The sequence below is a fragment of the Phycicoccus sp. Root101 genome, assembly GCF_001426245.1.
GTDB lineage: Bacteria > Actinomycetota > Actinomycetes > Actinomycetales > Dermatophilaceae > Pedococcus.
In genome coordinates this window covers 377,697-401,192 of record NZ_LMCM01000009.1, presented here as the reverse complement: position 1 = coordinate 401,192, position 23,496 = coordinate 377,697, and the positions used below count along the sequence as shown (strand labels likewise).

At 71.9% G+C, this 23,496-nt stretch carries 23 protein-coding genes and 1 tRNA gene; 16 read left to right on the top strand and 8 right to left on the bottom strand.

Annotation, left to right across the window (positions count from 1 at the left end):
* Nucleotides 1–105: 105 nt before the first annotated feature.
* Nucleotides 106–771 (bottom strand): oligoribonuclease, encoded by a 666-nt coding sequence (gene orn / locus ASC58_RS16545; RefSeq protein WP_255353308.1) that lies wholly within the window; start codon nucleotides 769–771, stop codon nucleotides 106–108.
* A 70-nt stretch (nucleotides 772–841) separates the two neighbouring features.
* Here orn and ASC58_RS16540 point away from each other — a divergent pair, with 70 nt between their 5' ends.
* The 3 genes from ASC58_RS16540 to ASC58_RS16530 all read left to right on the top strand — a co-directional run bounded on the left by ASC58_RS16540 (nucleotide 842) and on the right by ASC58_RS16530 (nucleotide 3,425).
* Nucleotides 842–2,017 carry a PrsW family intramembrane metalloprotease gene (locus ASC58_RS16540; RefSeq protein WP_056917808.1) on the top strand — a complete coding sequence of 392 codons (1,176 nt, stop codon included), beginning with the start codon at nucleotides 842–844 and terminating at the stop codon, nucleotides 2,015–2,017.
* 10 nt (nucleotides 2,018–2,027) lie between these two features.
* Complete coding sequence (locus ASC58_RS16535; RefSeq protein WP_056920132.1) at nucleotides 2,028–3,272, top strand: M20 family metallopeptidase; 1,245 nt, start codon at nucleotides 2,028–2,030, stop codon at nucleotides 3,270–3,272.
* Nucleotides 3,273–3,349: 77 nt separating this feature from the next.
* Nucleotides 3,350–3,425 (top strand) — tRNA-Arg (locus tag ASC58_RS16530).
* Between the two features lie 54 nt (nucleotides 3,426–3,479).
* On the opposite strand, the gene ASC58_RS16525 is transcribed toward ASC58_RS16530, so the two are convergent.
* Together ASC58_RS16525 and thpR are read right to left on the bottom strand one after the other, a co-directional pair.
* Entirely contained in the window at nucleotides 3,480–4,367 is an 888-nt protein-coding gene (locus ASC58_RS16525; protein WP_082553388.1) for a DNA-3-methyladenine glycosylase, read from the bottom strand.
* Nucleotides 4,364–4,936: an RNA 2',3'-cyclic phosphodiesterase gene (thpR, locus tag ASC58_RS16520; protein WP_056917807.1), complete on the bottom strand. Its 573-nt coding sequence runs from the start codon at nucleotides 4,934–4,936 to the stop codon at nucleotides 4,364–4,366. The genes ASC58_RS16525 and thpR overlap by 4 nt, the downstream gene beginning before the upstream one ends.
* 59 nt (nucleotides 4,937–4,995) lie before the next feature.
* Here thpR and ASC58_RS16515 point away from each other — a divergent pair, with 59 nt between their 5' ends.
* The 7 genes from ASC58_RS16515 to ASC58_RS16485 all read left to right on the top strand — a co-directional run bounded on the left by ASC58_RS16515 (nucleotide 4,996) and on the right by ASC58_RS16485 (nucleotide 13,626).
* Complete coding sequence (locus ASC58_RS16515; protein ID WP_157598555.1) at nucleotides 4,996–5,886, top strand: hypothetical protein; 891 nt, start codon at nucleotides 4,996–4,998, stop codon at nucleotides 5,884–5,886.
* Nucleotides 5,887–6,093: 207 nt separating this feature from the next.
* Nucleotides 6,094–7,764 (top strand): dynamin family protein, encoded by a 1,671-nt coding sequence (locus tag ASC58_RS16510; RefSeq protein ID WP_369796250.1) that lies wholly within the window; start codon nucleotides 6,094–6,096, stop codon nucleotides 7,762–7,764.
* Nucleotides 7,761–9,473, top strand: a complete 1,713-nt coding sequence (locus ASC58_RS16505) for a GTPase (RefSeq protein ID WP_056920058.1) — start codon at nucleotides 7,761–7,763, stop codon at nucleotides 9,471–9,473. The genes ASC58_RS16510 and ASC58_RS16505 overlap by 4 nt, the downstream gene beginning before the upstream one ends.
* Before the next feature lie 150 nt (nucleotides 9,474–9,623).
* A complete protein-coding gene (locus ASC58_RS16500) occupies nucleotides 9,624–10,184 on the top strand; it encodes a single-stranded DNA-binding protein (protein ID WP_162246865.1) in 561 nt (186 codons plus the stop codon).
* 53 nt (nucleotides 10,185–10,237) lie between these two features.
* A complete protein-coding gene (gene ettA / locus ASC58_RS16495) occupies nucleotides 10,238–11,920 on the top strand; it encodes an energy-dependent translational throttle protein EttA (RefSeq protein WP_056920056.1) in 1,683 nt (560 codons plus the stop codon).
* A 148-nt stretch (nucleotides 11,921–12,068) separates the two neighbouring features.
* Entirely contained in the window at nucleotides 12,069–12,989 is a 921-nt protein-coding gene (locus ASC58_RS16490) for an LLM class F420-dependent oxidoreductase (RefSeq protein ID WP_056920055.1), read from the top strand.
* A 70-nt stretch (nucleotides 12,990–13,059) separates the two neighbouring features.
* Nucleotides 13,060–13,626 carry a GNAT family N-acetyltransferase gene (locus ASC58_RS16485; protein WP_056917800.1) on the top strand — a complete coding sequence of 189 codons (567 nt, stop codon included), beginning with the start codon at nucleotides 13,060–13,062 and terminating at the stop codon, nucleotides 13,624–13,626.
* A 48-nt stretch (nucleotides 13,627–13,674) separates the two neighbouring features.
* On the opposite strand, the gene ASC58_RS16480 is transcribed toward ASC58_RS16485, so the two are convergent.
* Nucleotides 13,675–14,349: a response regulator transcription factor gene (locus tag ASC58_RS16480; protein ID WP_056920054.1), complete on the bottom strand. Its 675-nt coding sequence runs from the start codon at nucleotides 14,347–14,349 to the stop codon at nucleotides 13,675–13,677.
* Complete coding sequence (locus ASC58_RS16475; RefSeq protein WP_235529283.1) at nucleotides 14,346–15,542, bottom strand: sensor histidine kinase; 1,197 nt, start codon at nucleotides 15,540–15,542, stop codon at nucleotides 14,346–14,348. The genes ASC58_RS16480 and ASC58_RS16475 overlap by 4 nt, the downstream gene beginning before the upstream one ends.
* Before the next feature lie 128 nt (nucleotides 15,543–15,670).
* Here ASC58_RS16475 and ASC58_RS16470 point away from each other — a divergent pair, with 128 nt between their 5' ends.
* Both ASC58_RS16470 and ASC58_RS16465 read left to right on the top strand, forming a co-directional pair.
* A complete protein-coding gene (locus ASC58_RS16470; RefSeq protein ID WP_082553413.1) occupies nucleotides 15,671–16,570 on the top strand; it encodes an ABC transporter ATP-binding protein in 900 nt (299 codons plus the stop codon).
* Nucleotides 16,567–17,433: an ABC transporter permease gene (locus tag ASC58_RS16465; protein ID WP_056920051.1), complete on the top strand. Its 867-nt coding sequence runs from the start codon at nucleotides 16,567–16,569 to the stop codon at nucleotides 17,431–17,433. Before ASC58_RS16470 ends, ASC58_RS16465 begins: the two co-directional genes overlap by 4 nt.
* 69 nt (nucleotides 17,434–17,502) lie before the next feature.
* Here ASC58_RS16465 and ASC58_RS16460 read toward each other — a convergent pair whose 3' ends face one another.
* Complete coding sequence (locus tag ASC58_RS16460) at nucleotides 17,503–18,111, bottom strand: TetR/AcrR family transcriptional regulator (RefSeq protein WP_235529282.1); 609 nt, start codon at nucleotides 18,109–18,111, stop codon at nucleotides 17,503–17,505.
* A 62-nt stretch (nucleotides 18,112–18,173) separates the two neighbouring features.
* Here ASC58_RS16460 and ASC58_RS16455 point away from each other — a divergent pair, with 62 nt between their 5' ends.
* From ASC58_RS16455 to ASC58_RS16440, 4 genes are read left to right on the top strand one after another with little or no spacing between them, the layout of a single operon-like run.
* Nucleotides 18,174–19,319, top strand: coding sequence for an acyl-CoA dehydrogenase family protein (locus tag ASC58_RS16455; RefSeq protein WP_056917794.1), 1,146 nt, complete (start codon nucleotides 18,174–18,176; stop codon nucleotides 19,317–19,319).
* A 5-nt stretch (nucleotides 19,320–19,324) separates the two neighbouring features.
* Nucleotides 19,325–20,092, top strand: coding sequence for an SDR family oxidoreductase (locus tag ASC58_RS16450; protein ID WP_056920049.1), 768 nt, complete (start codon nucleotides 19,325–19,327; stop codon nucleotides 20,090–20,092).
* Nucleotides 20,089–20,886 (top strand): SDR family oxidoreductase, encoded by a 798-nt coding sequence (locus ASC58_RS16445; RefSeq protein ID WP_056917792.1) that lies wholly within the window; start codon nucleotides 20,089–20,091, stop codon nucleotides 20,884–20,886. Before ASC58_RS16450 ends, ASC58_RS16445 begins: the two co-directional genes overlap by 4 nt.
* A 36-nt stretch (nucleotides 20,887–20,922) precedes the next feature.
* On the top strand, nucleotides 20,923–21,927 hold the full coding sequence (locus ASC58_RS16440) for an NADPH:quinone oxidoreductase family protein (RefSeq protein ID WP_056917791.1): 1,005 nt from the start codon (nucleotides 20,923–20,925) through the stop codon (nucleotides 21,925–21,927).
* A 30-nt stretch (nucleotides 21,928–21,957) separates the two neighbouring features.
* On the opposite strand, the gene ASC58_RS16435 is transcribed toward ASC58_RS16440, so the two are convergent.
* Entirely contained in the window at nucleotides 21,958–22,284 is a 327-nt protein-coding gene (locus ASC58_RS16435) for a cell wall-binding repeat-containing protein (RefSeq protein WP_056920048.1), read from the bottom strand.
* A gap of 91 nt (nucleotides 22,285–22,375) precedes the next feature.
* Nucleotides 22,376–23,410 (bottom strand): hypothetical protein, encoded by a 1,035-nt coding sequence (locus tag ASC58_RS16430; RefSeq protein WP_157598554.1) that lies wholly within the window; start codon nucleotides 23,408–23,410, stop codon nucleotides 22,376–22,378.
* Nucleotides 23,411–23,496 lie beyond the last annotated feature (86 nt).

The window sequence follows — 23,496 nt, the reverse complement described above, 5'->3', positions numbered from 1 at the left end:
GCCGCGTAAGCGTGGACCATCGTACCTGCTCCGGGGCAGTGCTCGTGACCACCCCGGGTGGGTCCCTGCGGCGCGGACCGTGGTCCGCGCCATACGTGCTCGCGATCAGCCGGGGGAGCCGCCGGCGTCCGCGACGGGCTCGGTGCCGTGGTCGACGACGTGACGGGCCGCGATGGACTTGGCGGTGACGCTGTCCGGACCGGGCTGGGCCACGAACACGGCCTCGCGGTAGTAGCGCAGCTCGGCGATGGACTCGCGGATGTCCGCGAGCGCGCGGTGGCCACCGGACTTCTTGGGGGAGCTGAAGTAGGCGCGGGGGTACCAGCGCCGCGACAGCTCCTTGATCGAGGACACGTCGATGATGCGGTAGTGCAGGTGGGCCTCGAGCTCGGCCATGTCGCGCAGGAGGAAGTTGCGGTCGGTGCCGACGGTGTTGCCGCCCAGGGGGGCCTTGCGCGGCTCTGGCACCCACTCGCGGACGTAGTCGAGCACCAGCTTCTCCGCGGCCTCCATCGTGGTGCCGCCGGCCAGCTCGTCCAGCAGGCCGGATGACGTGTGCATGTTGCGCACGAAGTCGTCCATCTGCTCGAGCGCCTCGGCGGGCGGTGCGATCACGACGTCGACACCGTCGCCGAGCTGGTTGAGCTCGAAGTCGGTCACGAGCGCCGCGACCTCGATGAGGGCGTCGTTCTCGAGGGACAGCCCGGTCATCTCGCAGTCGATCCAGACGATGCGGTCGTTGACGGAGCGGTCGGTGGGGTTCTGCGTCACCCGCACACCCTATGGCCACCCCCGGACACGTGCCCCGCGTCGCGGGGCCCGCTGCACTAGCCTGCCCGTCATGACGTGGGGACAAGAGGCGGGGCATGCCGCCGGCGCGCCCGGGGCGGCCCCCTCCGGTCCGGTGCGGCGCAGCGGTCGTGGGACGTTGCGGCGGTGGCTGCTCGCGGGCGTCATCGTCATCGGTTTCGCCCTGGCCGCGGTCGTCCTCGCCGTCTACTACGGGGCCACGCTCGGCGTCGTGACGAGCTTGCTCGCCATCCTGCTCGCAGCGATCCCGCTCGGCGTCGTCATCCCGACCTTCCTGTGGCTCGACCGGTTCGAGGCCGAGCCGACCCGGTACCTGCTCGTGGCGTTCGGGTGGGGCGCCCTCGTCGCGGCACTGCTGGCCGGGATCTTCAACACCGGCGCCAACATCGCGTTCCAGGCCGCCACCGGCGGGACCGAGACTGCAGGCCTGGCCACGGCGATCTTCTCCGCGCCGCTGGTGGAGGAGGCGGTCAAGGGGCTGCTGGTGCTCCTGGTCTGGCGCCTGCGTCGACGCGAGTTCGACGGGATCATCGACGGGATGGTCTATGCCGGGATCGTCGCCGCCGGCTTCGCCTTCACCGAGAACATCCAGTACCTCGGCCTGGCCTACGCCGACGGCGGGGACGCGGCCCTCACCGGGACGTTCATCGCCCGGTGCCTGTTCACGCCGTTCGCCCACCCGATCTTCACGGTGATGACGGGCATCGGGATCGGGATCGCGGCCACCACCCGCAGCCGGGTCCTCAAGGTCGCCGCACCGGTGGCGGGGTACGTCCTCGCCGCCCTGCTGCACGCGATCTGGAACCTGGCTGCCGTCACCGGAGGCGCCGGGCTGGTCACCGTCTACCTGTTCGTCGAGGTGCCGATCTTCGTGGCGTTCGGCGCGCTCGTGGTGTGGGCCCGTCGACGCGAGGGGCGGCTCATCGGCCGCTACCTCAGCGCGTACGCCGACGCCGGCTGGCTCTCGCCCAGCGAGGTGCAGATGCTGTCGACCATGGCGGGTCGGCGCAGCGCACGGGTGTGGGCGCGGTCGGCCGGGCGTGCGTCGCTGGCGTCGATGCGCAGCTTCCAGGACTCCGCCAGCGAGCTCGCCCTCCTCCGTGCGCGCATGCACCACAGCGCAGCCGACGACCAGGCCCTGCAGACCGAGCGCGAGCTGCTCGACGCGCTGACGGCGCGACGCCGGGAGTTCCTCGGCGCGTACTAGCGTGCAGGTCGTGCGCACCCTCGACATCGCCTCGACCATCGGCCCCGACCTCATCCGACTCCGGCGCGAGCTGCACCAGGTGCCGGAGGTCGGCATGGACCTGCCGCTCACGCAGCGGGCCGTCCTCGACGCGCTGGACGGCCTCGACCTCGAGGTCACGCTGGGTCGCGAGCTGTCGTCGGTCGTCGCGGTCCTGCGCGGCCGTGGCGGCTCGCGCACCGGGACGGACCGCCCGGTCGTCCTGCTGCGCGGCGACATGGACGCCCTGCCGGTCACCGAGGACCTCGACCTCGACCACGTCTCACGCCACGTCGGCCGGATGCACGCCTGCGGCCACGACCTCCACGTCGCGGGCCTGGTCGGTGCGGCGCGGATCCTGCACGAGCTGCGCGACGAGCTCGAGGGTGACGTCGTGCTCATGTTCCAGCCCGGGGAGGAGGGACCCGGGGGAGCGGAGCCGATGATTCGCGAGGGCCTGCTCGAGGCTGCCGGCCGTCGTGTCGACGCCGCCTACGCCCTGCACGTCTACTCGTCCGAGTACGCGAAGGGGGTCTGGTTCGGCCGTCCCGGTCCGCTCATGGCTGCGGCGGACGAGGTCAGGGTGACCATCGTCGGCGAGGGTGGACACGGGTCGCAGCCGTTCCGGGCCAAGGACCCGATCCCCGTGGCCTGCGAGATCGTCGTGGCCCTGCAGACCCTCGTCACCCGTCAGTTCGACGTGTTCGACCCGGTCGTCATCACCGTGGGGAAGTTCGTCGGCGGCACCAAGGACAACATCATCCCCGACGAGGCGGTGTTCGAGGCGACCGTGCGCAGCCTCTCGGAGGAGGCCCGAGCCGAGGTCAGCGCGAAGATCGAACGGCTCTGCACCCAGCTCGCCGCCGCCCACGGCCTCACCGCCGTCGTCGAGCACCTCCCCGGCTACCCCGTGACGGTCAACGACGAGGCCGAGTACGCCTTCGCCAAGGACACCATCGTCGACCTGTTCGGCGCCGACCGCTACAGCCACCAGCGCGATCCGGAGATGGGGTCCGAGGACTTCTCGTTCGTCGGTCAGCTCGTGCCCAGCGCGTACGTCAACCTCAGCGCCTGTCCCGCGGCCGACCACGACTCTGCACCCGACAACCACTCGCCGCGGGCTGACTTCGACGACTCGGTCGTGCCGGACGGGGCGGCCCTGCTCGCCGAGCTCGCCCTGCGCCGCACGGCCCAGCTGTCGGCCCGCGCGCCGCAGGCGGCAGCGAGCTCTGACTGAGACCTCAGATCGCGGGAAGGATGCGGAAGGCGTCCGCCAGGAGGATGTTTCGCGATCGGTTAGTCTCTGGCCCACTGGCCCCCGTAGCTCAGCGGATAGAGCGAGTCACTTCTAATGACTGGGTCGCAGGTTCGAGTCCTGCCGGGGGCGCCATCCCATGCCGATGAGCCTGGGGCGCGGACGTGCCGGCTCGCCGCTCCGGCGTGGTCAGAGGTGCTTCGCGTATGCCGCGTGGTGCCACAGGTGGATGGCCGCATAGGCCCGCCACGGGGCCCAGCCCGCTGACCGGGTGAGCACCTCGTGCTGGGTCGGGAGGTCGAGGGCCTTGCGCAGGACGAGGTCGCCGTGGGGGAACGCGTCAGCGTCCCTGAGTGCCCGCATGGCGACGTAGTCGACGGTCCACGGCCCGATGCCGGGCAGCGCGAGGAGGCGGCGCCGGACCTCGCTGTGGTCCGAGTCGGGTGCGATGACCAGCCCTTGCGCACAGGCCTGCGCCAGGGCCACGACGGTGCGAGCCCGTGCCCCGGTCACGCCGACAACCGACTGAAGCTGCGTGGCGTCGGCGACGGAAAGTGTTGCAGGGGATGGGAACTCGCGCAGCGTGGAGTCTGCATCGAGGACTCCCCAGCGCTGGACGAGTCGTGCGGCGAAGGTCTGGGCGGCCTGGAGCGAGACGTGCTGGCCGAGCACCGTCATGACGGTGGCCTCGAAACCGTCGAAGGCGCCCAGGATCCGCAGCGTCGGGTTCGCGGCGACGAGCGGCCCCAGGACGGGGTCGCCGCCCAGGTGCCTGGCAGCTGCCGCGAGGTCGGTGTCGAGGTCGAGCCACTGTCGTACCCGGTGGCCGACGGCGCCGAGCTGGTCGACGGACCCTGGCCTGATCCGGGCGCTGACGGTGACCTGGTCCCCGGCGAAGTGCGCCTGCACGAGGCGCGGTCCCGCCGGCGTCGGCACCAGCCGCTCGTACGTCCCGGTCGATGCCTCGACCCGCTCGAGCCCGGGCACCGCGTGGGCGAGGAGCGCGGCGAAGGCCTCGCGGGCGGCATACGGGTGGACGTCGACGACCGGGGCGAGGGCAGCGGCGGCTGGGCTCACTCCTCGCCACCGAGTGGCATCGTCGCGACAGGGCGGTACTGGCGCGGGCGGCCACCCGACGGCGCGTGCGAGGCGAACAGCGTCACCTCGTCGGCGTTCCACCGCGGACCGGAGTACGCGTCGAGCACCCGCAGCCAGCGGGTCGCCTCGAAGGAGTGCCGCGCCCGGGCCACGGTGAGGTGCGGCTGGAAGCCACCGCCCTCGGGTGTGGCGCCGACGTGGGCACAGGACGACCGAACGTTGCGCGCCAGCGCGGCCAGGGAGCCCCTGGCCTCGTCGTCGCCGTCGACCCCGATCCACAGGACCCTGGCGTCCGCCGCGTGCGGGAAGGCCCCACCCGAGTGCAGCCGGGAGGCGAACGGTTCGCGGTGGGCGGCGGCCTCGGCCACGGCGAGCGCGACCTCGTCGAGGCGACCCTCGGGGACGTCGGCCATGAAGGCGAGGGTGATGTGCCACAGCGAGGGATCGGTCCAGCGGAGCTCGCGGTCGGTGTCCCGTCGGGGGTCGAGGAAGTCCGCCAGGTCCTCGAGGGCGTCCTCCGGGGGCACGACCGCGGCAAAGATGCGCATCGCACCATTGTGGACGCCTCCGACCGGGATAGATTTGTCGGACCGACGAAGGGGTGGGGATGCTGCAGAAGGCGAGGGAGCTGTCTGGGGCGCAGGTGTGGTTCCTCACCGTGCGCGTGGCCGAGGTCGGGGTGGCGGCCCTTCTCGTGGGTGCGTTGATCGAGGCGCGATCCGCATGGGCCCTCGGCGCGCAGTACACCGGCCAGTCCGGCCTCGGGTCGGGGGTGCCCACGGTCTCGCTGATGCAGCGGATCATCGGCATGGCCCTCTTCGGCGGGTACCGCGCGCCCGTCAGCGTGCTGGTCGTCGCCGTGTCCCTCGCCGGCCTGCTGGTGGTCCTGCACCGGTGCCAGCCCGTCAGCCACACGCGGTACCTGCGGTGGGAGTGGCTCGTCCTGTGGGCGGTCGCGGCCCTGCTCTCCCTCGTGGCGAGCGCCATCTGCATCATCGCCCTGTTCGGCGACAACCCGTACGCCTCCACCGACCCCGGGGTCATCTCGGGCAGCATCGGCCCGGGGTACCACGAGCAGGTGATCGGCAACCTGTCCTGGCCCCTGGGTGCGCTCCTGCTGCTGGCCCCCCTCGGACTGTGGTGGGCCCGGCTGCCCGACATGGACGACCTCGAGGACTCCCTGGCCGGGCTCGTGGCCGGGGTGCCGGAGGGGAGTGCGTCGGACGTCGGCACACCCAGGACCGTGGCGGTGACCGAGCACGGTGAGGTCGGGCGACCTGCCGGTCCGGTCATCCCGACGGTCCGAACCGGTCGGTTCCCGAACCTGAAGGTTCCGCGCGCGTCTCGGTCCGCCCGCCCTGTGCGGGGCGGTGACGGGGACTCGATCTTCGTCGACGAGGTGGAGCAGATCGAGCCGGTCGAGCGCCTCCAGCCGCGCGAGAGCGACTCGGGGGACGGGTCCACGGCGAGCGGGTACGACGGGTACTTCCGGCGGTAGCCGGCCTCCCGTCACTGCCTCGGCGGCACCGGACCACCCTCGTGAACCCGCCGCGGAGGGGCCTCTGGGTCCTCCGGAGGGGGCGCACGACCCGATCGTTACCGATGAGGGGTCCGCAACGGTCTGTCGTGGCAGGTTGCATGCGGTCCGGTTCGTTAGGCTTGCGGTGTGATTTCCCGGGACGACGCCATGTCCATGTTGGGCGCCGTGACGACCCTCCGAGACCAGGTGGCAGACGCAGAGCTGCCGCTCGACATCCCCGGCGTGGCCACGGGTCGTGCGACCCGTGACTCGCTGCTCAAACAGCTCGACGACTACGTCATCCCGCGGCTGCGGTCGCTGGACGCCCCGCTGCTCGCGGTCGTAGGTGGTTCGACGGGCGCGGGCAAGTCGACGCTGGTCAACTCCATCGTCGACGCCCAGGTGAGCCGGTCGGGAGTGCTGCGGCCGACGACCACCACCCCGGTCCTCGTGCACCACCCCAAGGACGAGCGCTGGTTCCTCGACGACCGGATCCTGCCCGGTCTGAGCCGGGTCACCGGCGCCGCGACCGAGGACGACGGCGAGGCCTCGCTGCGGATGGTGGCGTCCAGCTCCCTGCCGCCGGGCATGGCCCTGCTCGACGCCCCCGACATCGACTCGGTGGTCAGTGCCAACCGTGCCCTGGCCGGGCAGCTCCTCGCGGCGGCCGACCTGTGGCTGTTCGTCACCACGGCCGCGCGCTACGCCGACGCCGTCCCGTGGGACCTGCTGCGCCAGGCCTCCGAGCGCGGCACCGCCGTGGCGATCGTCCTCGACCGGGTGCCCCCCGAGGCGATGGCCGACATCCGCAGCCACCTCGCGTCGATGCTGCGCGACCAGGGACTGTCGACCGCGCCCATCTTCGGCATCCCGGAGGCCACCCTCACCTCCGAGGGTCGCCTCCCCGAGGCCGACGTCGCCCGACTGCGGTCGTGGCTGTCGGCGCTCGCGAGCGACGCCCGGGCCCGCGCGGTGATCGTCAAGCAGACCCTCGACGGGGCGCTGGGCTCCCTCGAGGAGCGCACCGTCTCCCTCGTCGGCTCGACCCGCGACCAGGTGACGGCCGTGACCGCGCTCCACGAGGCGGCCGAGCTGTCCTACCGCGACGCCGTCCTCCACGTCGAGCAGGGCATGACCGACGGGACCCTCCTGCGTGGCGAGGTGCTCGCCCGCTGGCAGGAGTACGTCGGGACCGGCGAGTTCTTCAAGCAGGTCGAGTCGACCATCTCCAAGGTCCGCGACCGCATCACCGCCGCGATCAAGGGCACCCCACCCCCGTCCGGCGACCTCGGCGAGGCACTGCAGACCGGTGTCGCCGCCCTCATCCAGTCGCAGGGCCAGGGAGCGGCCGCCACCGTGGTCCGCCAGTGGCGTCAGCTGCCGGGCGGCGACTCCGTGCTCCAGGCGCACCCGGGCATGGCCAAGGCCTCGCCCGAGTTCACCGCCTCCGTCGAGCGCCTCGTGCGCGACTGGCAGGGCGAGCTGCTCGACATGGTGCGCAGCGAGGGCAAGGACCGGCGCACGACGGCCCGCATCGCGGCATACGGACTCAACGGGATCGGTGTGATCCTCATGCTGGTGGTGTTCGCGCACACCGGCGGGCTCCTCGCCGGCGCCGAGGTCGGCATCGCCGGCGGGACCGCGGTGCTCGCGCAGAAGGTGCTCGAGGCCATCTTCGGCGACCAGGCCGTGCGCGACATGGCCATCCGCGCCCGCAACCGCCTCCTCGAGCGGGTGCGTGAGCTGTATGCCGCGGAGCAGCTCCGCTACGACCACGCCCTCGAGGGCGTGGCCACCAGGGAAGACCGGGCCGAGCGCCTGGCAGATGCCGCAGCAGCGGTGAAGGCGGTTCGATGAGCCCGTTGATCATGGGCCGGAGCAAGGTCAAGGGGATGAGCGCCGAGGAGCTGGGCGAGCGTTCCGCCGCCCTCGGTGACGCCCTCGAGGCCGGGGGGAGCCAGCTCGACCCCGGCCGCGTCGTCGACGCCCGAGCCGTCATCGAGAAGGTCACGGCCCGCACGTCCAGGTCCGGCAACCACACCGTGGTCGCGCTCGCGGGCGCCACGGGCTCGGGGAAGTCCAGCCTGTTCAACGCGATCGTCGGTGATGGCGTGGCAACCGTGGGCGCTCGGCGCCCGACGACCTCGCGCCCCATCGCCGCGGTCTGGGGCGACGACGACGCGAGCGACCTGCTCGACTGGCTCGAGGTGGCGCAGCGGCACCACGTGCAGGCAGCTCCCACAGGTGCTCCCGCGACCGGCGGGGGGAAGCCGTCGAAGGGTGCCCCTGCGGTGACCTGGAACCTCGACGGCCTCGTGCTCCTCGACCTGCCCGACTTCGACTCCCGCGTCGAGGCCCACCGGCTCGAGTCCGAGCGCGTGCTCGAGCTCGTCGACGTGTTCGTGTGGGTGACCGACCCCCAGAAGTACGCCGACGCCCGGCTGCACGACGACTTCCTCAAGGTGCTGTCGACGCACGACGCCGTCACCGTGGTGGTCCTCAACCAGGCAGACCGCCTGTCGGCGGACGCCGTCACGCAGATCCGAGGGGATCTCGCGCGCCTCACCGCCGAGGACGGCATCGCCGGGGTGCAGGTCCTCGCGACGTCCGCGACGACCCGCACGGGTCTCGACGAGCTGGCGATGCGGCTGGGCACCGCCGTGGCCGCCCGGAACGCCGCGCAGGCCCGGCTGGCGGCCGACATCCGTGCGACGTCCGGCCGCCTCCGGGTCGACGTCGCCGACACCGAGCCCACCCTGCCCGACACCGTGGACGCCGCCCTCGTCGAGGCGTTGTCCCGTGCCGCGGGGATCCCGACGGTCGTCGCGGCCGTGGAGCGCGACTACCGCAACCAGGCCTGGAGCAGGACCGGTTGGCCGTTCACGCGCTGGGTCCGTGCGCTGCGCCCCGACCCGATGAAGCGGTTGCGGCTCAACACCCGTGACTCCGTGGAGGAGAAGCTCGCCGTCACCGCGGGGGACGTCCGCTCGGTCCTGGGCCGCTCCTCCCTTCCCCCGCCCACCCCGGCGGCCAGGGCCGCCGTCGACCTCGCGACCCGGGGTGTGGGCGACGGTGCCGCCGAGGGTTTGCCGCACCGGTGGGCGGAAGCCGTGTCCGACGCGGCGACGCCGCCCGGTCCCGAGCTCTCCGACGCCCTCGACCAGGCCGTCGTCGGCACCTCCTTGAGGATGCGGGCACCCTTGTGGTGGCGGGTGTTCGGGATCGCCCAGCTGCTGCTCTCCCTCGTGGCCGTGCTCGGCCTGGTGTGGCTGGTGGTCCTCGTCGTCCTGGGGTGGCTGGCCATCCATGACGTCAGCACGCCGAGCCTCGGGCCGGTGCCGTACCCGCTGCTGATGTTCGCCGGCGGGTTGCTGCTGGGCCTGGCGCTCGCCGCGCTGGCGCGGTGGTTGGCCCGCCTCGGTGCGCGCCGGCGAGGGCAGGTCATCCGTGGCCGCCTCACCGACGCGGTCGCAGCGGTGGCCGCGGAGCGGATCGTGGGGCCGGTGCGTGCCGTGCTGGCCAGGCACCGGGCGGCCCGCGAAGGCCTCGACCGCGCCTCTGCCTGAGGGCCCGACCCGTAGCCCGTCCACACCTCGTCGTCCTGTCACCGGCTGTCCACAGGTGCCGGCGTCCACCCTCCCGCGGCCCCTCGTCGCTCGCCACCCTTGCGTCCAACCCCGCTGATGGGGACGGACGAAGAGGATGAGGTGGACGACATGAACGAGATCTACACGACGGTCCAGGGACGACTGGTGGCCAACCCGGAGTCGCGGACGACACGCGGGGGAGTGCCCTTCACGGCGTTCCGGCTGGCGTCGACGGTGCGCCGGCCCAACCCGCAGACCCGCGAGTACGAGGACGGCCCGACCAACTTCTTCAACGTGACGGCGTTCCGGACCCTCGGGGCCAACGTCGCCAACTCGCTGAAGAAGGGCGACCCCGTGGTCGTCTACGGCCGGATGCGGGTGAACCAGTGGATGCGCAGCGACAACATCCCGGCCACCTCGGTCGAGATCGACGCCTACACGGTGGGGCACGACCTCACGTGGGGCACCACCGAGCTGGTCAGGGTGAGCCGGGCCCAGATGGACCAGACGGACCGGCTCTCCGACGAGGCGATCCAGTCCGTGCACGCCGAGCTCGAGGCCGGGAGCGGGCTCGACGCGGCGAACGACGAGTACGACGTCGTGCCCCAGCCCACGGGACTGGTGCCGCGCGAAGCCGACCGGGAGGACCCGGAGCGCGAGGACTCCGGTCGCGAGCTCACCGCCGTCTGAGACGGCGGCACGCGGATTCGGGCGTGGGGGCGGTGGCCGTTAGCCTTGCCCCCATGCCCGAGTTCATCTACGTCATGTCGAAGGCCCGCAAGGCCCATGGCGACAAGGTCATCCTCGATGACGTCACCATCTCCTTCTATCCCGGGGCCAAGATCGGCGTCGTCGGACCCAACGGCGCCGGCAAGTCCTCGGTCCTCAAGATCATGGCCGGGCTCGACCAGCCGTCCAACGGCGAGGCCCGCCTGACGCCGGGGTACTCGGTCGGCATCCTCATGCAGGAGCCCGAGCTCAACGAGTCCAAGACCGTCCTCGGAAACGTCGAGGAGGGCGCCGGCGAGATCAAGGCCAAGCTCGACCGCTACAACGCCATCTCCGCGGAGATGGCCGAGCCCGACGCCGACTTCGACGCGCTGATGGAGGAGATGGGCAAGCTCCAGGAGGCCATCGACGCCGCCGACGCCTGGGACCTCGACTCCCAGCTCGAGCAGGCCATGGACGCCCTGCGCTGCCCGCCGCCGGACGCCGACGTCACGGTCCTCTCCGGTGGTGAGCGCCGCCGCGTGGCTCTGTGCAAGCTGCTCCTGCAGAAGCCCGACCTCCTGCTGCTCGACGAGCCCACCAACCACCTCGACGCCGAGTCGGTCCTGTGGCTCGAGCAGCACCTCGCCGCCTACCACGGTGCCGTCGTCGCGGTCACCCACGACCGGTACTTCATGGACAACGTCGCGCAGTGGATCCTCGAGCTCGACCGCGGCCGCGCCTACCCCTACGAGGGCAACTACTCGACCTACCTGGAGAAGAAGCAGGCGCGTCTGGAGGTCCAGGGCAAGAAGGACGCCAAGCTGGCCAAGCGCCTCGCGACCGAGCTCGAGTGGGTCCGCTCCAACGCCAAGGCCCGCCAGGTGAAGTCCAAGGCCCGACTGGCCAGGTACGAGGAGATGGCGGCCGAGGCCGACCGCACCCGCAAGCTCGACTTCGACGAGATCGCGATCCCGCCGGGTCCGCGCCTGGGCTCGACCGTCATCGAGGTCAACAAGCTGAAGAAGGGCTTCGGCGACCGCGTCCTCATCGAGGACCTGTCGTTCACGCTCCCGCGCAACGGCATCGTCGGCGTCATCGGCCCGAACGGCGTCGGCAAGACCACGCTGTTCAAGACCATCGTCGGCCTCGAGGAGGCGGACGGCGGTTCGGTCAAGATCGGCGAGACGGTCAAGATGTCGTACGTCGACCAGAGCCGTTCGGGCCTCGACCCGAAGAAGAACCTCTGGGAGACCGTGTCGGACGGCCTCGACCACATCCAGGTGGGCCAGGTCGAGATCCCCTCGCGGGCCTACGTGTCGCAGTTCGGGTTCAAGGGCCCGGACCAGCAGAAGATGACGGGGGTGCTCTCCGGTGGCGAGCGCAACCGCCTCAACCTCGCGCTGACCCTCAAGCAGGGCGGCAACCTGCTCCTGCTCGACGAGCCGACCAACGACCTCGACGTCGAGACGCTGGGCTCCCTCGAGAACGCCCTGCTCGACTTCCCGGGCTGCGCCGTGGTCATCAGCCACGACCGGTGGTTCCTCGACCGGGTGGCGACGCACATCCTCGCCTACGAGGGCACCGAGGAGAACCCGAGCAAGTGGTACTGGTTCGAGGGCAACTTCGAGTCGTACGAGGCCAACAAGGTCGAGCGCCTCGGTGCCGACGCGGCCCGCCCGCACCGGGTGACCTACCGCAAGCTCACCCGCGACTGACCGACGCGCCAGCGCACCGACGCAGCCGCAGCCGCAACGCACCACCGCAGCCGTAGCGCACCACCGCAGCCCGCTCCACCCACCCGGTGGCGCGGGCTGCGGCACACCCGCCGTTGTGGTCGGTGCGGGGCTGTGCGCAGGATGGAGCATGCGACTCGGACACCAGGTCTCCTACTTCTCCTGGCCGGGGGCGCCGGCCACGATCGGGCCCACCTTCGGCCGGATCGCCCGCAACAGCGAGGGGGCGGGTCTGTCGAGCCTGTGGGTGATGGACCACTTCTTCCAGATCTCGATGATCGGGCCGCCGGAGCTCGACATGGTCGAGGGGTACACCGCGCTCGCATTCGCTGCTGGACAGACCAGCCGGATCGGGCTGGGCACGCTCGTCACCGGTGTCACCTACCGGCACCCCGGACTCCTGGCCAAGACCGTCACCAGTCTCGACGTCCTCTCCGGTGGGCGGGCCTGGCTGGGGATCGGTGCCGCCTGGAACGAGGAGGAGCACCGTGGCTTGGGGGTGCCCTACCCCTCCACCAAGGAGCGCTTCGAGCGGCTCGAGGAGACGCTGCAGATCTGCCGGCAGATGTGGGCCGGGGACCAGTCCCCGTATGCCGGGCGGCACTACCGGCTCGACCGGCCCCTCAACGTCCCCCAGAGCCTGAGCCGGCCCCACCCGCCGATCCTCATCGGGGGAGGCGGCGAGAAGAAGACGCTGCGACTGGTGGCCCAGTACGCCGACGCGTGCAACCTGTTCGACAACGGTCTGGGCCCGGAGGGGATCCCGCGCAAGCTCGACATCCTGCGCGCTCACTGTGACGACGTCGGGCGCGACTACGACGAGATCGACAAGACGGTCCTGGCGCGGGTGGCCGTCAGCAGCGACGGTTCGGGCAGCGGCCCCGGCGGGATGCCGTATGCCACCGTCGACGAGACGGTGGAGCGGTTCGGGAAGCTCTCCGAGGCCGGGATCGACACGGTGATCATGGGACTGGCCGACAACACCGAGGACGCGACCTACGGGCTGGTCGCCGAGCTCGTGCGGCAGGTCGAGCCGCTGAGCGCCCGCTGACCGACCTGCCGCGCGCTGGTCTGCAGGAAACTCGGTTGGCGGCGCGCACCGCCATCGGCATGCTTGCGCCATGACCGACTACGCCGAGACCGATCGCCTGCTGCTGCGCCAGTTCACCGCGCACGACGCGGACCTGCTGATCGAGCTCGACAGCGACCCGGCGGTGATGCGGTACCTCACCGGCGGCGAGCCGGACCTGACGCCGGACGCCGTGCGGGACGAGGTCATCCCGAGCCTGCTCAACGCGTACGAGCGGTGGGACAGCCGGTTCGGGCTGTTCGCCGCCCACGAGAAGGAGACCGGGGACTTCATCGGCTGGTTCCTCCTGCGCCCGCTGCGGACGGGGCCCCTGGACGAGGTCGAGGTCGGGTACCGGCTGCGACAGGACGCGTGGGGCAAGGGGTACGCCACGGAGGGTTCGCGGGCGCTGGTGGACAAGGGTTTCGCGGAGCTCGGAGTCACCATGGTCTGGGGCGAGACCATGGCGTCCAACGTCTCCTCCCAGAAGGTGATGTCGAAGCTCGGCATGTCCGTCGTCGCACAGATCCCGACGCCCGAGGACATGCAGGGCGTCGAGGGCGCGGAGCGTGGCGGCTACCGGTTCGAGATCACCAAGGAGCAGTGGGACCGACGCTGATGGCAACGGCCGGACCGAACGCCGGCCGGGTCGCCGGGGAGCGGGGCCTCAGGTGAGCCCGGCGTCGTGGACGATCAGCGCGATCTGCACGCGGTTGTCGGCGTCCAGCTTGGTGAGCAGCCGGGAGACATGGGTCTTGACGGTGGGGACACCGAGGTAGAGCTCGGCCGCGATCTCGGCGTTGGACCGTCCGCGGCCGATGGCCACGGCGACCTCGCGCTCGCGCTCGGTGAGGGTGTCCAGCAGCGACCTCGCAGACGTCGAGCGGTCGGTGTCGCCCGCCGTCACCGAGGCGATCAGCTGCGCCGTGACGGTCGGCGAGAGGGTCGGCTCACCCGCCGCCACCGACCGGATCGCGTCGACGATGCGCTGGGGAGGGGTGTCCTTGAGGAGGAAGCCGCTGGCCCCCACGCGCAGTGCCGACACCACCATGTCATCGGTGTCGAAGGTGGTGAGGACGATGACCCGGGTCGGCGTCAGGCGCGCGGACCCGGCCTGTCCCGCGACGACGAGCCGGGTGGCCTCGAGCCCGTCGCGGCGGGGCATCCGCAGGTCCATCAGCACGACGTCGGGCTGCGTGGTGCCGACCGTGGCGACCGCCTCGACCCCGTCACCGGCCTCCCCGACGACCTCGATGTCAGGCGCGCCGCCGAGGATCATGCCGAGGCCCGCGCGGACGAGCGGGTCGTCGTCCACGAGGACGACGCGGATGGTCTCGCTCATGCGCGCCACGGTAGCCGGGCGCGCACGACGAACTGGCCGCGCCGGTCGGTGCCGAAGGTCAGCTCACCACCCGAGAGCACCGCCCTCTCGGTCACTCCGGCCAGGCCCATCCCTGACTGGGGGAGGGGGTGCGCCAGCGCAGGCACCGCGACGGCGTTGCTCACCCTGATGTCCAGCCCGACCCCCGGTGCGCCGGTCACGGCGAGCGAGACCGGCGCCCCCGGCGCGTGCTTCCGTGCGTTGGTCAGGCACTCCTGGATGATGCGGAAGGCGTTGCGGGACAGAGCATTCGGGGCATCCTCGAGGTGGGAGACCTCGATCGAGGAAGCCACTTCACGACCCGCCGCGCGCTCCTCGTCGACGAGCGCCTGCACGGACTCCAGGCTCGGTTGGGGTGGTTCGACGCCGGAGGCGTCGAGGTCTCCCTTGGTCGGGTCGCGAAGCACGCCGAGGACCTCCCTCAGCTCGGTGAGGGCGAGGTGGGCGTTGTCGCGGATGACCGCTGCGGTCCTCGTCGTCTCGTCCGGTGTGAGGTCGCTGCGGTAGGCCAGGGCGCCGGAGTGCATGGCCACCAACGAGATCCGGTGCGCGAGGACGTCGTGCATCTCACGGGCGATCTGCGCGCGCTCGTTCGCCCTCGCCTCGGCGACCCGGCTGGCCTGCTCGCGCTCGGCCGTGTCGGCCCGGTCGCGCAGCGACGCCATCAGGTCGCGGCGGGCGCCGATGTAGTAGCCGATCGAGATCGTCAGCGACACGAGCAGGGCGCCGATGACGACGTTGAGGAGGCTGAACCACAGGCCGTCCCGGGTCGGACGCAGCGCCTCGTACGTGAGGCCGCCGGCGACGGACACCAGGGCGGCGAGGGCGACCGGGCGCCAGCGACGGTGGCTGGCCAGGGACACCATGGCGATGAGTCCTGCACCGACGGCCAGCGACGAGACCCCGCTGAGGGCGGCCGTGGCCAGGGCCACGGGAAGGGGGAACCGGCGGCGGAACGGCAGCAGCGCCAGCCCGACGACCCCGAACACCACCTCGAGGAACGGCAGCACCTCGGGGACCTGGGGCGCGCCGGGCTGCTCGGCGTCCGTGAGGACGATGCCGAACAGCACGAGCCCCACGGCGAGTGCGAGCAGCAGGCGCCACGTCTCGCCCCAGACGGTGCGGGGGAGCGGGGACGCGTTTCGCAGCAGCACGCGACGAGCGTATGCCGCCGAGCCGGGACCGGTCGTCATCCTCCGGGCCGCGACCCGAGACCAAAGGATGACCCCACAGGTGCCCCGGACCGATGTGGCGACCACCGCTGCGCCCGCAGGCTGGCTCCATGATCTCAGTGAACAGCCTGACCAGACGCTACGGACCCGTGGTGGCCGTCGACGACGTCACCTTCGACGCCAAGCCGGGGCTCGTCACCGGTTTCCTCGGCCCGAACGGTGCCGGGAAGTCCACCACGATGCGCATCCTGTGCGGCCTGACGCCCGCCACCTCCGGCACCGCGACCGTCCTCGGTCGCCCGTATGCCGCCCTGCCGAACCCCGGGCGCCACGTGGGCGTCCTCCTCGACGCCAGCGACCAGCACGCGGGGCGGACCGGGCGCGAGGTCCTCGCCCTCTCGGCCCTGGTCATGGGGGTCGATCGCCGCCGGGTCGACGAGGTGATCGACGTCGTCGGGCTCACCGAGCGCGAGAGCCACCGACGGGTGCGCAACTACTCCCTCGGCATGCGGCAGCGGCTCGGCCTCGCGCACGCCCTCCTGGGCGACCCGGAGGTCCTCGTGCTCGACGAGCCCGCGAACGGGCTCGACCCGGCCGGCATCCGGTGGATGCGTTCGCTGCTGCGCGGTTTCGCCGACGACGGGGGCACGGTGCTCCTCTCGTCGCACCTGTTGAACGAGATCGAGCTCGTCGCGGACGAGATCGTCGTCATCGGGAACGGCCGGATCGTCGCCTCCGGCACGAAGGCGGAGCTGCTGCGAGGGGCCGGCACGACGGTCCGGTCCACCGACGACGCAGCCCTGGAGGGGGCGCTGCGAGCGGAGGGGATCGCCAGCACCCGGGCCCCCGGTGGCGGGCTCGTCGCCGAGGCAGAACCTGCCGGTGTCGGCGCCGCGGCTGCCCGGCACGGGATCGTCCTGGTCGAGCTGCGGCAGGCGGACGGTCGCGGACTCGAGGACATGTTCCTCGAGCTCACCGCCAGCACCGCCCGTGAGGAGGTGGCGGCATGAGCGCCCCGGTCGGCACCCAGCCCACGTCGGCGACCGCGCCGGGTGCGACGGGCAACCCCGCGCACCCGGTCACGCGCCCCGGCTCCCAGGTCTCGCTGCCGCGGATCGACGGAGCGCGTCCCACGGCGGGGATCCCGTTCGGGCGGCTCGCCCTCGTGGAGCTGCGCAAGCAGCTCGACACACGCGCCGGCCGCTGGCTGCTCGTCACCATCGGCCTGGTCGTCGCGGGCATCGTCACCATCATGCTGTTCGTCGGGGGAGGTGCGCACGGCTACGAGGGGTACTTCGGGGCCACCGCGCTGCCCCTGATGCTCCTCGTGCCGATCGTCGGCATCCTCGCCGCGACCGCCGAGTGGTCCCAGCGCACGGGACTGACGACGTTCGCGCTCGAGCCGCGGCGCCACCGGGTGGTGCTGGCCAAGGTGGTCGCGTCGACGGTCGCGGCGGTGGGCTGCTTGGTCGCCGCCCTGGCCCTCGCGGCGGTGGCCAACCTCGTCGCCGTCCAGGGGCGCGGCGCGGACAGCCCGTGGACCCTCTCCGCCGGGATGCTGTGGGGCGTGGCGCTCGTGCTCGTCCTGAGCCTGGCCCAGGGTGTCGGGTTCGGACTGTCCCTGCTCAACACCCCGGCGGCCATCGTCGGCTACCTCGTCCTCCCGACGGTCTGGTCGATCGTCACCGGTCTGGTGGAGCAGATGAGGAGCGTCGGCCAATGGCTCGACATCGGCGCCGCCACCGAACCCCTGCTCGAGGGGGCAGCCATGTCGGCACGGGACTGGGCGCAGGTCGGCACGTCGAGCCTGGTGTGGGTGGTTCTCCCGCTCGCCATCGGCTTCTGGCGCGTGCGCCGGTCCGAGGTGAAGTAGTCCGACCAACGACGTATGGCGCGGGCCCCCTTCGGGGGAGCCTGCGCCATACGGGCGCGGTGGGGTCGGTCAGCGGGCGGTGACGAGGCGGATGCCGAGGTCGGCGTAGGCCTCGCCGATCGCGGCGGGGGTGCGCTTGATCTCCGGGTCGTACCAGCGCGCGACGTCGACGGCCATCGACATCAGGGCCAGTGTCGTGTCGGGGACGTCCTCGACGCTGAACTCGCCCGAGGCGACCCCCGCGGTGACGACGTCGCGGACCACGGCGTCGATCTGCTTGCGCAGTCCCAGGACGGCGTCCCGGTGGGCGGGGGTGAGGTTGCCGAACTCGTACTGGACGATGCGCGCGACGCGGAAGTGCTCGGCGTGCCAGCGCGAGAAGGTGCCCATGATGGCGCGCAACGCCTCGGTGGGGGACCCCGCCGCCTCGGACGCCTCGACGAGCATGTCGCGCGCGGCCTCGTGCCCCTCGCGGCTGAGCTGGTAGAGCAGCTCCTCCTTGGAGGCGAAGTGCACGTAGACCCCGGCGGGTGACAGGCCGGCGCGTGAGGCGATGTCGCGTGTCGTCGTCGCATGGAAGCCGCGGTCGGCGAAGGCCTCCGCGGCAGCCTCGAGGAGGCGGTGCGCGGTGTCGGTGCCGGGCTCGCTCGCGGCAGCGGCACGCACGGGGGTCGACATGGTTGACAGCATGCCGCAGCCATCGCAGACTAAGCAAGCGCTTAGTCACTTGGAGGATCGCAATGCCCCGGAACATCTACGGCCCCGACCACGAGGCCTTCCGCAGCTCCGTCCGCGAGTTCATCGACCGCAACCTCAAGCCACGGGCCGAGCAGATGCTCGAGGTGAAGTCGGTCGACCGCGACATCTGGAAGGAAGCCGGGAAGCAGGGCCTGTTCGGCCTCGACATCCCCGAGGAGTTCGGCGGCATGGGCGCCGACGACTACCGCTTCAACGCGGTGGCGGCCGAGGAGATCGCCGGCTTCAACTTCGCGGTGTCCTCGTGCTTCGGCATCCACTCCGACGTCTGCCCGCCCTACATCGTGGACCTGGGCACCGAGGAGCAGAAGCAGCGCTGGCTGCCGGGCATGGCGAGTGGCGACCTCATCGCCGCGATCGCGATGACCGAGCCCTCCGGAGGTTCGGACCTCGCAGCCCTCAAGACGACCGCGGTGCGTGACGGTGACGACTGGATCCTCAACGGTTCCAAGACCTTCATCACCAACGGCTACCAGGCCGACCTCGTGATCGTCGCGGCGCGCACCGACCCCTCCAAGGGCGCCAAGGGCATCAGCCTGCTCATGGTCGAGGCCGGCATGGAGGGCTTCAACCGCGGGCGCAAGCTCGACAAGGTGGGCCAGGAGGAGGCCGACACCTCCGAGCTGTTCTTCGAGAACGTCCGCGTCCCCGACGCGAACCGGCTCGGCGAGGAGGGCCTGGGCTTCATCTCGATGATGCAGCGCCTTCCGCAGGAGCGGATCGGCGCCGCCGTGGCCAACACCGCGCACGCGTTCCAGATCTTCCGCGAGACCGTGGAGTACACCAAGGAGCGCAAGGCGTTCGGGCAGGCCATCGGGTCCTTCCAGCACAACAAGTTCAAGATGGCCGAGCTGCAGACCAAGCTCGAGGTCACCCAGGCATACATCGACGACTGCATCGCCGCGCACGCCGACGGCACCCTCACCGCCGTCGACGCCGCCAAGGCGAAGTGGTGGTCCGCACAGGTGCAGAACGACGTCCTGGACGAGTGCGTCCAGCTCTACGGCGGCTACGGGTTCATGAACGAGTACCGCGTGGCCCGCGCCTGGCGCGACGCCCGCGTCTCGAAGATCTGGGCCGGCTCGAACGAGATCATGAAGGAGCTCATCGGCCGCGACCTCGGCCTCTGACACCCATGGCTACCCACCCGACGCACGACAACGCCGTCGCGATCGTCACGGGCGCCTCTCGCGGGATCGGCCTCGGCATCGCCGAGAAGCTGGTCGCCGAGGGTGCCCGAGTGGTCATCACGGCCCGCAAGCCCGAGGCCCTCGCCGAGGCGGTCGCCCACCTCGGCGGACCGTCCAAGGCCCTCGGCATCGCCGGGAACGCCGCCGACGAGGCGCACCAGGACGAGGTCCTCGCGGCTGCCCGCGAGACCTTCGGTGGCCTCGACTACCTCGTGAACAACACGGGCATCAACCCCGTGTACGGGCCGATGCTCGACGCCCCGCTCGACGTGGCGCGCAAGATCATGGAGGTCAACGTCCTGTCGGCGTTCTCCTGGACCCAGAAGGCCGTCGCTGCCGGACTCGGCAGCGAGGGCAACCCCGGTGCGATCGTCAACGTCGCCTCCATCGCCGGCCTCGGAGCGACCGGTTCGATCGGCTGGTACGCCGTGAGCAAGGCCGCGCTGATCCACCTCACCGTGGAGCTGGCCTACCAGCTCGGACCGGCCCTCCGCGTGAACGCCGTGGCCCCGGCCGTCGTGAAGACCAGGTTCGCCGAGGCGCTCTACGAGGGTCGTGAGGAGAAGGTCGCCTCGGCCTACCCGCTCAAGCGGCTCGGGCTGCCGGAGGACATCGCGGGAGCCGTGTCGTTCCTGCTGTCCAGGGATGCAGGCTGGGTGACGGGGCAGACGCTCGTCGTCGACGGCGGCGTCACCCTCGGCGGCAACCTGTGACGCTCGACCTGGCGGGCCGGGGCGTCGTCGTCACGGGCGCCGGTCGGGGGATCGGGGCCGCGTACGCGAAGGCGTTCGTCGCTGCCGGTGCGCGGGTCGTCGTCAATGACCTCGACGCCGGGGCCGCCACCGCCGTGGCGGAGTCGTTGGGGGACAACACCTTCGCGGTCGCCGGCGACGCCTCCAGCGAGGACGGCGTGGCGGCGCTCGTCCAGTCGGCCCGTCAGCACCTCGGCGAGATCGACGTCTACTGCGCGAACGCGGGCGTCGCCCGTGGAGGGACCGAGGCCGTGGCCCAGAAGGCGTGGGACGTCTCGTGGAACGTCAACGTGATGGCGCACGTGCGCGCCGCCAAACTGCTCGTGCCCGGGTGGCTCGAGCGGGGGAGTGGCACGTTCGTCGCGACCGTCTCGGCCGCCGGCCTGCTCTCCATCCCCGGAGCCGCGCCCTATGCCGTCACCAAGCACGCGGCATACGCGTTTGCCGAGTGGCTTTCGATGACCTACGGCGACAAGGGAATCCGCGTCCATGCAGTGTGTCCCCAGGGCGTCCGCACGGACATGCTGTGGAGCTCCGGCACCGCTGGGCGGGCCCTCATGGAGCCGGACGCCGTCGACCCGGACGACGTGGCGCGCGACCTCTTCACTGCGATGGAGGAGGAGCGCTTCCTCGTCCTGCCGCACCCCGAGGTGGCCACGATGTACGCCCGCCGCGCGAGCGATCCCGATCGCTGGCTCGCCGGTATGCGGCGGATGGCCGGTGCGCTGCCGGCCGTCACCATGGGCACCGACTGACCTTCGCTCCACCCCGTCCGACCTCAGGAGAACCGCGTGCACGCATGGCAGGTCACCGCGCTGGGCGAGCCCGCTGACGTCCTCGCCCTCGCAGAGGTGCCCAGCCCGCAGGTGCCGGCCGGGCACGTCCGGGTCAGGGTGCTGGCGACGGCGCTGAACTTCCCCGACGTGCTGATGGCGCGCGGCCACTACCAGGTCCGGCCGGAGCTGCCGTTCGTGCCAGGGGTCGAGGTCTGCGGTGAGGTGCTGGAGGTCGGGCCGGGTGACGGTGGTGTCACGACCGACCCGCACGTGTCGGTGGGCGACCGGGTCGTCGGCACGACCGCGATGCCGCACGGCGGCCTCGCGCAGGAGGCCCTCCTGCCACTCGGTGGCACCTTCGCCGCACCGTCCTCCCTCGACGACGCGGCGGCGAGCTGCCTCACCATCGGCTACCAGACGGCATACGTGGGGCTCGTCCGGCGGGCCGGCCTGCGCCGGGGCGAGACGCTGCTCGTCCATGCCGCAGCCGGAGGAGTGGGCAGCGCCGCCGTCCAGGTCGGGAAGGCCCTCGGGGCGCGCGTCGTCGCGGTCGTCGGCGGCGAGGCGAAGGCTGCGGTGGCCCGCGAGGCTGGTGCGGACGTCGTCGTCGACCGGACCGCCGGCGACCTGGTCGCGGGGCTGAAGGACGCGCTCGGTCGCTCCGGAGCGGACGTGGTGTTCGACCCCGTCGGTGGGGCGTCCTACGACGCCTCGACCAAGGTGGTCGCGTTCGAGGGACGCATCGTGGTGGTGGGTTTCACCAGTGGCACCATCCCGGCACCCGCGCTCGGCCACGCGCTGGTCAAGAACTACTCGATCCTGGGCCTGCACTGGGGGCTGTACCTCCAGCGGGACCCCGCCGTGGCGCGGGAGGCACACGCGGCGCTGACCGCGATGGCCGATGCCGGCCAGATCAGGCCGGTCGTCTCCGAGCGGGTCGCGTTCGGGGACGCACCGACCGCCCTGACCAGCCTCGGCGCCGGTCGGACCACCGGACGCCTCGTCGTCATGGCCCGCTGACGCCCCGCCGGGGGCGTCAGCCAGAGCGGTTCAGGGCAGGTCGGGCAGATCGCGGATCTCTCGCTCGATTGAGGTGCCGACGACCGAGGTGCCGCCGGCGATGGTCACCCCCGACGGGCGCAGCCGTTGCAGCTCACGCCGGGTCGGGTCCGGCAGCCGGGTGGGTCCGGTGAGGAGCAGGGGCTCGTAGCCTCGGGTCGACGGGCCGAGCGAGAGGGCGTCGGGGAAGTTCGCACCGGAGGCGAGGGCCGCACTCGCCCCGTCGGGCCACCGGCTGCGGCTCACCGTCACGGCGGTCGCGTAGCGGTCGGAGCCCGACAGCCGCTCCACCGACCCGGACGGCCCGACCAGTGCCATCCGGGGCAGGCGGGTGTCCCGGGATTCGAGGCAGCCGGCGCAGGGCTGGGCGACCAACGGACCAGCCGACCGGCCGAACCTGCGTTGCGCTTCAGGCGCCGATCGCGCGCTGCAACCGGGCCAGCTCCGCCGGGGGGAACAGGTCGCGCGGCAGGAAGATCGAGGGCTGACCCTGCTGCCGGTCGATGCGGACGACCCGCCGACCGACCACGCCCCGACGGGCAGACCTCAGCACGAAGGTGTCCTCCAGGTCGTCGCCGGTGCGCAACCGCAGGCCGCCGTCGGTGATCGCTGCCTGGATGACCAGTCCGGGCGGGTAGGTCCGCTGGACCCCTCTCAGGGTCACCACCGTGCTCAGACCGAGCATGCCGAGGATGAAGGCCGGCGCGGCGGCATAGGCAGGGTCCAGCAGGACCGCGGCAGCGAGCAGGAGGGCGGAGAGGGCGAGGAGGACCACGACGCTGGGTCGGCGCCACAGGAAGACGAGGACCGCTCGTCGGATGGCCTGCCGCACGGGGGCGGTCACGACGACCACGATGGGAAGCTCGGCTCCGTTCATGGCGGGAAGGGGGTGGTGGCCGGGGGGCGCCGGGGTGAGGAGGAACCCGAGGTCGGCGTCGGTCAGCATGGCGCCGAGCACGAAGCCCCGGCGCCGGTTGCGGCGCAGCCGCAGCTGCAGGACGGAGCCGCGTCGGCGCGCCGAGGCCAGGGATCCGGCCCGGAACTCCGTGCGCCCGTTGCCGGTCTCCATGACGAGCACCTCCGGAGCGGCATACCAGGACCGCACGGTCGTCCCGAGGGGGAGCATCTGGCGGAACGCGCGCGTGAGCCGCGCCGAGGTGGCCACGACCTGGAGGGCGTAGTACCCCGCCGTGACGACACCGAAGACCCACCACGGGATCGCGTCGAACTGGGCCAGGACGCAGGCGCTCGCGACGACGGCGACCACGACGGCCCACAGGCTGCGCGGCCCCACCACGGTGAGCACGACCGCGGAGCGCGTCGCCCGACGTACCAGGGCCTCGTCGCAGGACACCTCGACCGGGGGCCTCGGCAGAGCAGCCGTCGTGGGCAGCACGCCCGCCCAGTCGGCTGCCACGGGCTCGGTCTGTCGTTCGTCCCCCACGGCCACGGAGTGTAGGTGCGAGGACAGGAGGCCGACGGGTGGTTGGCGCGGCTCGTGGACGTTCGGACGAGTCGTGCCGCTTCGTG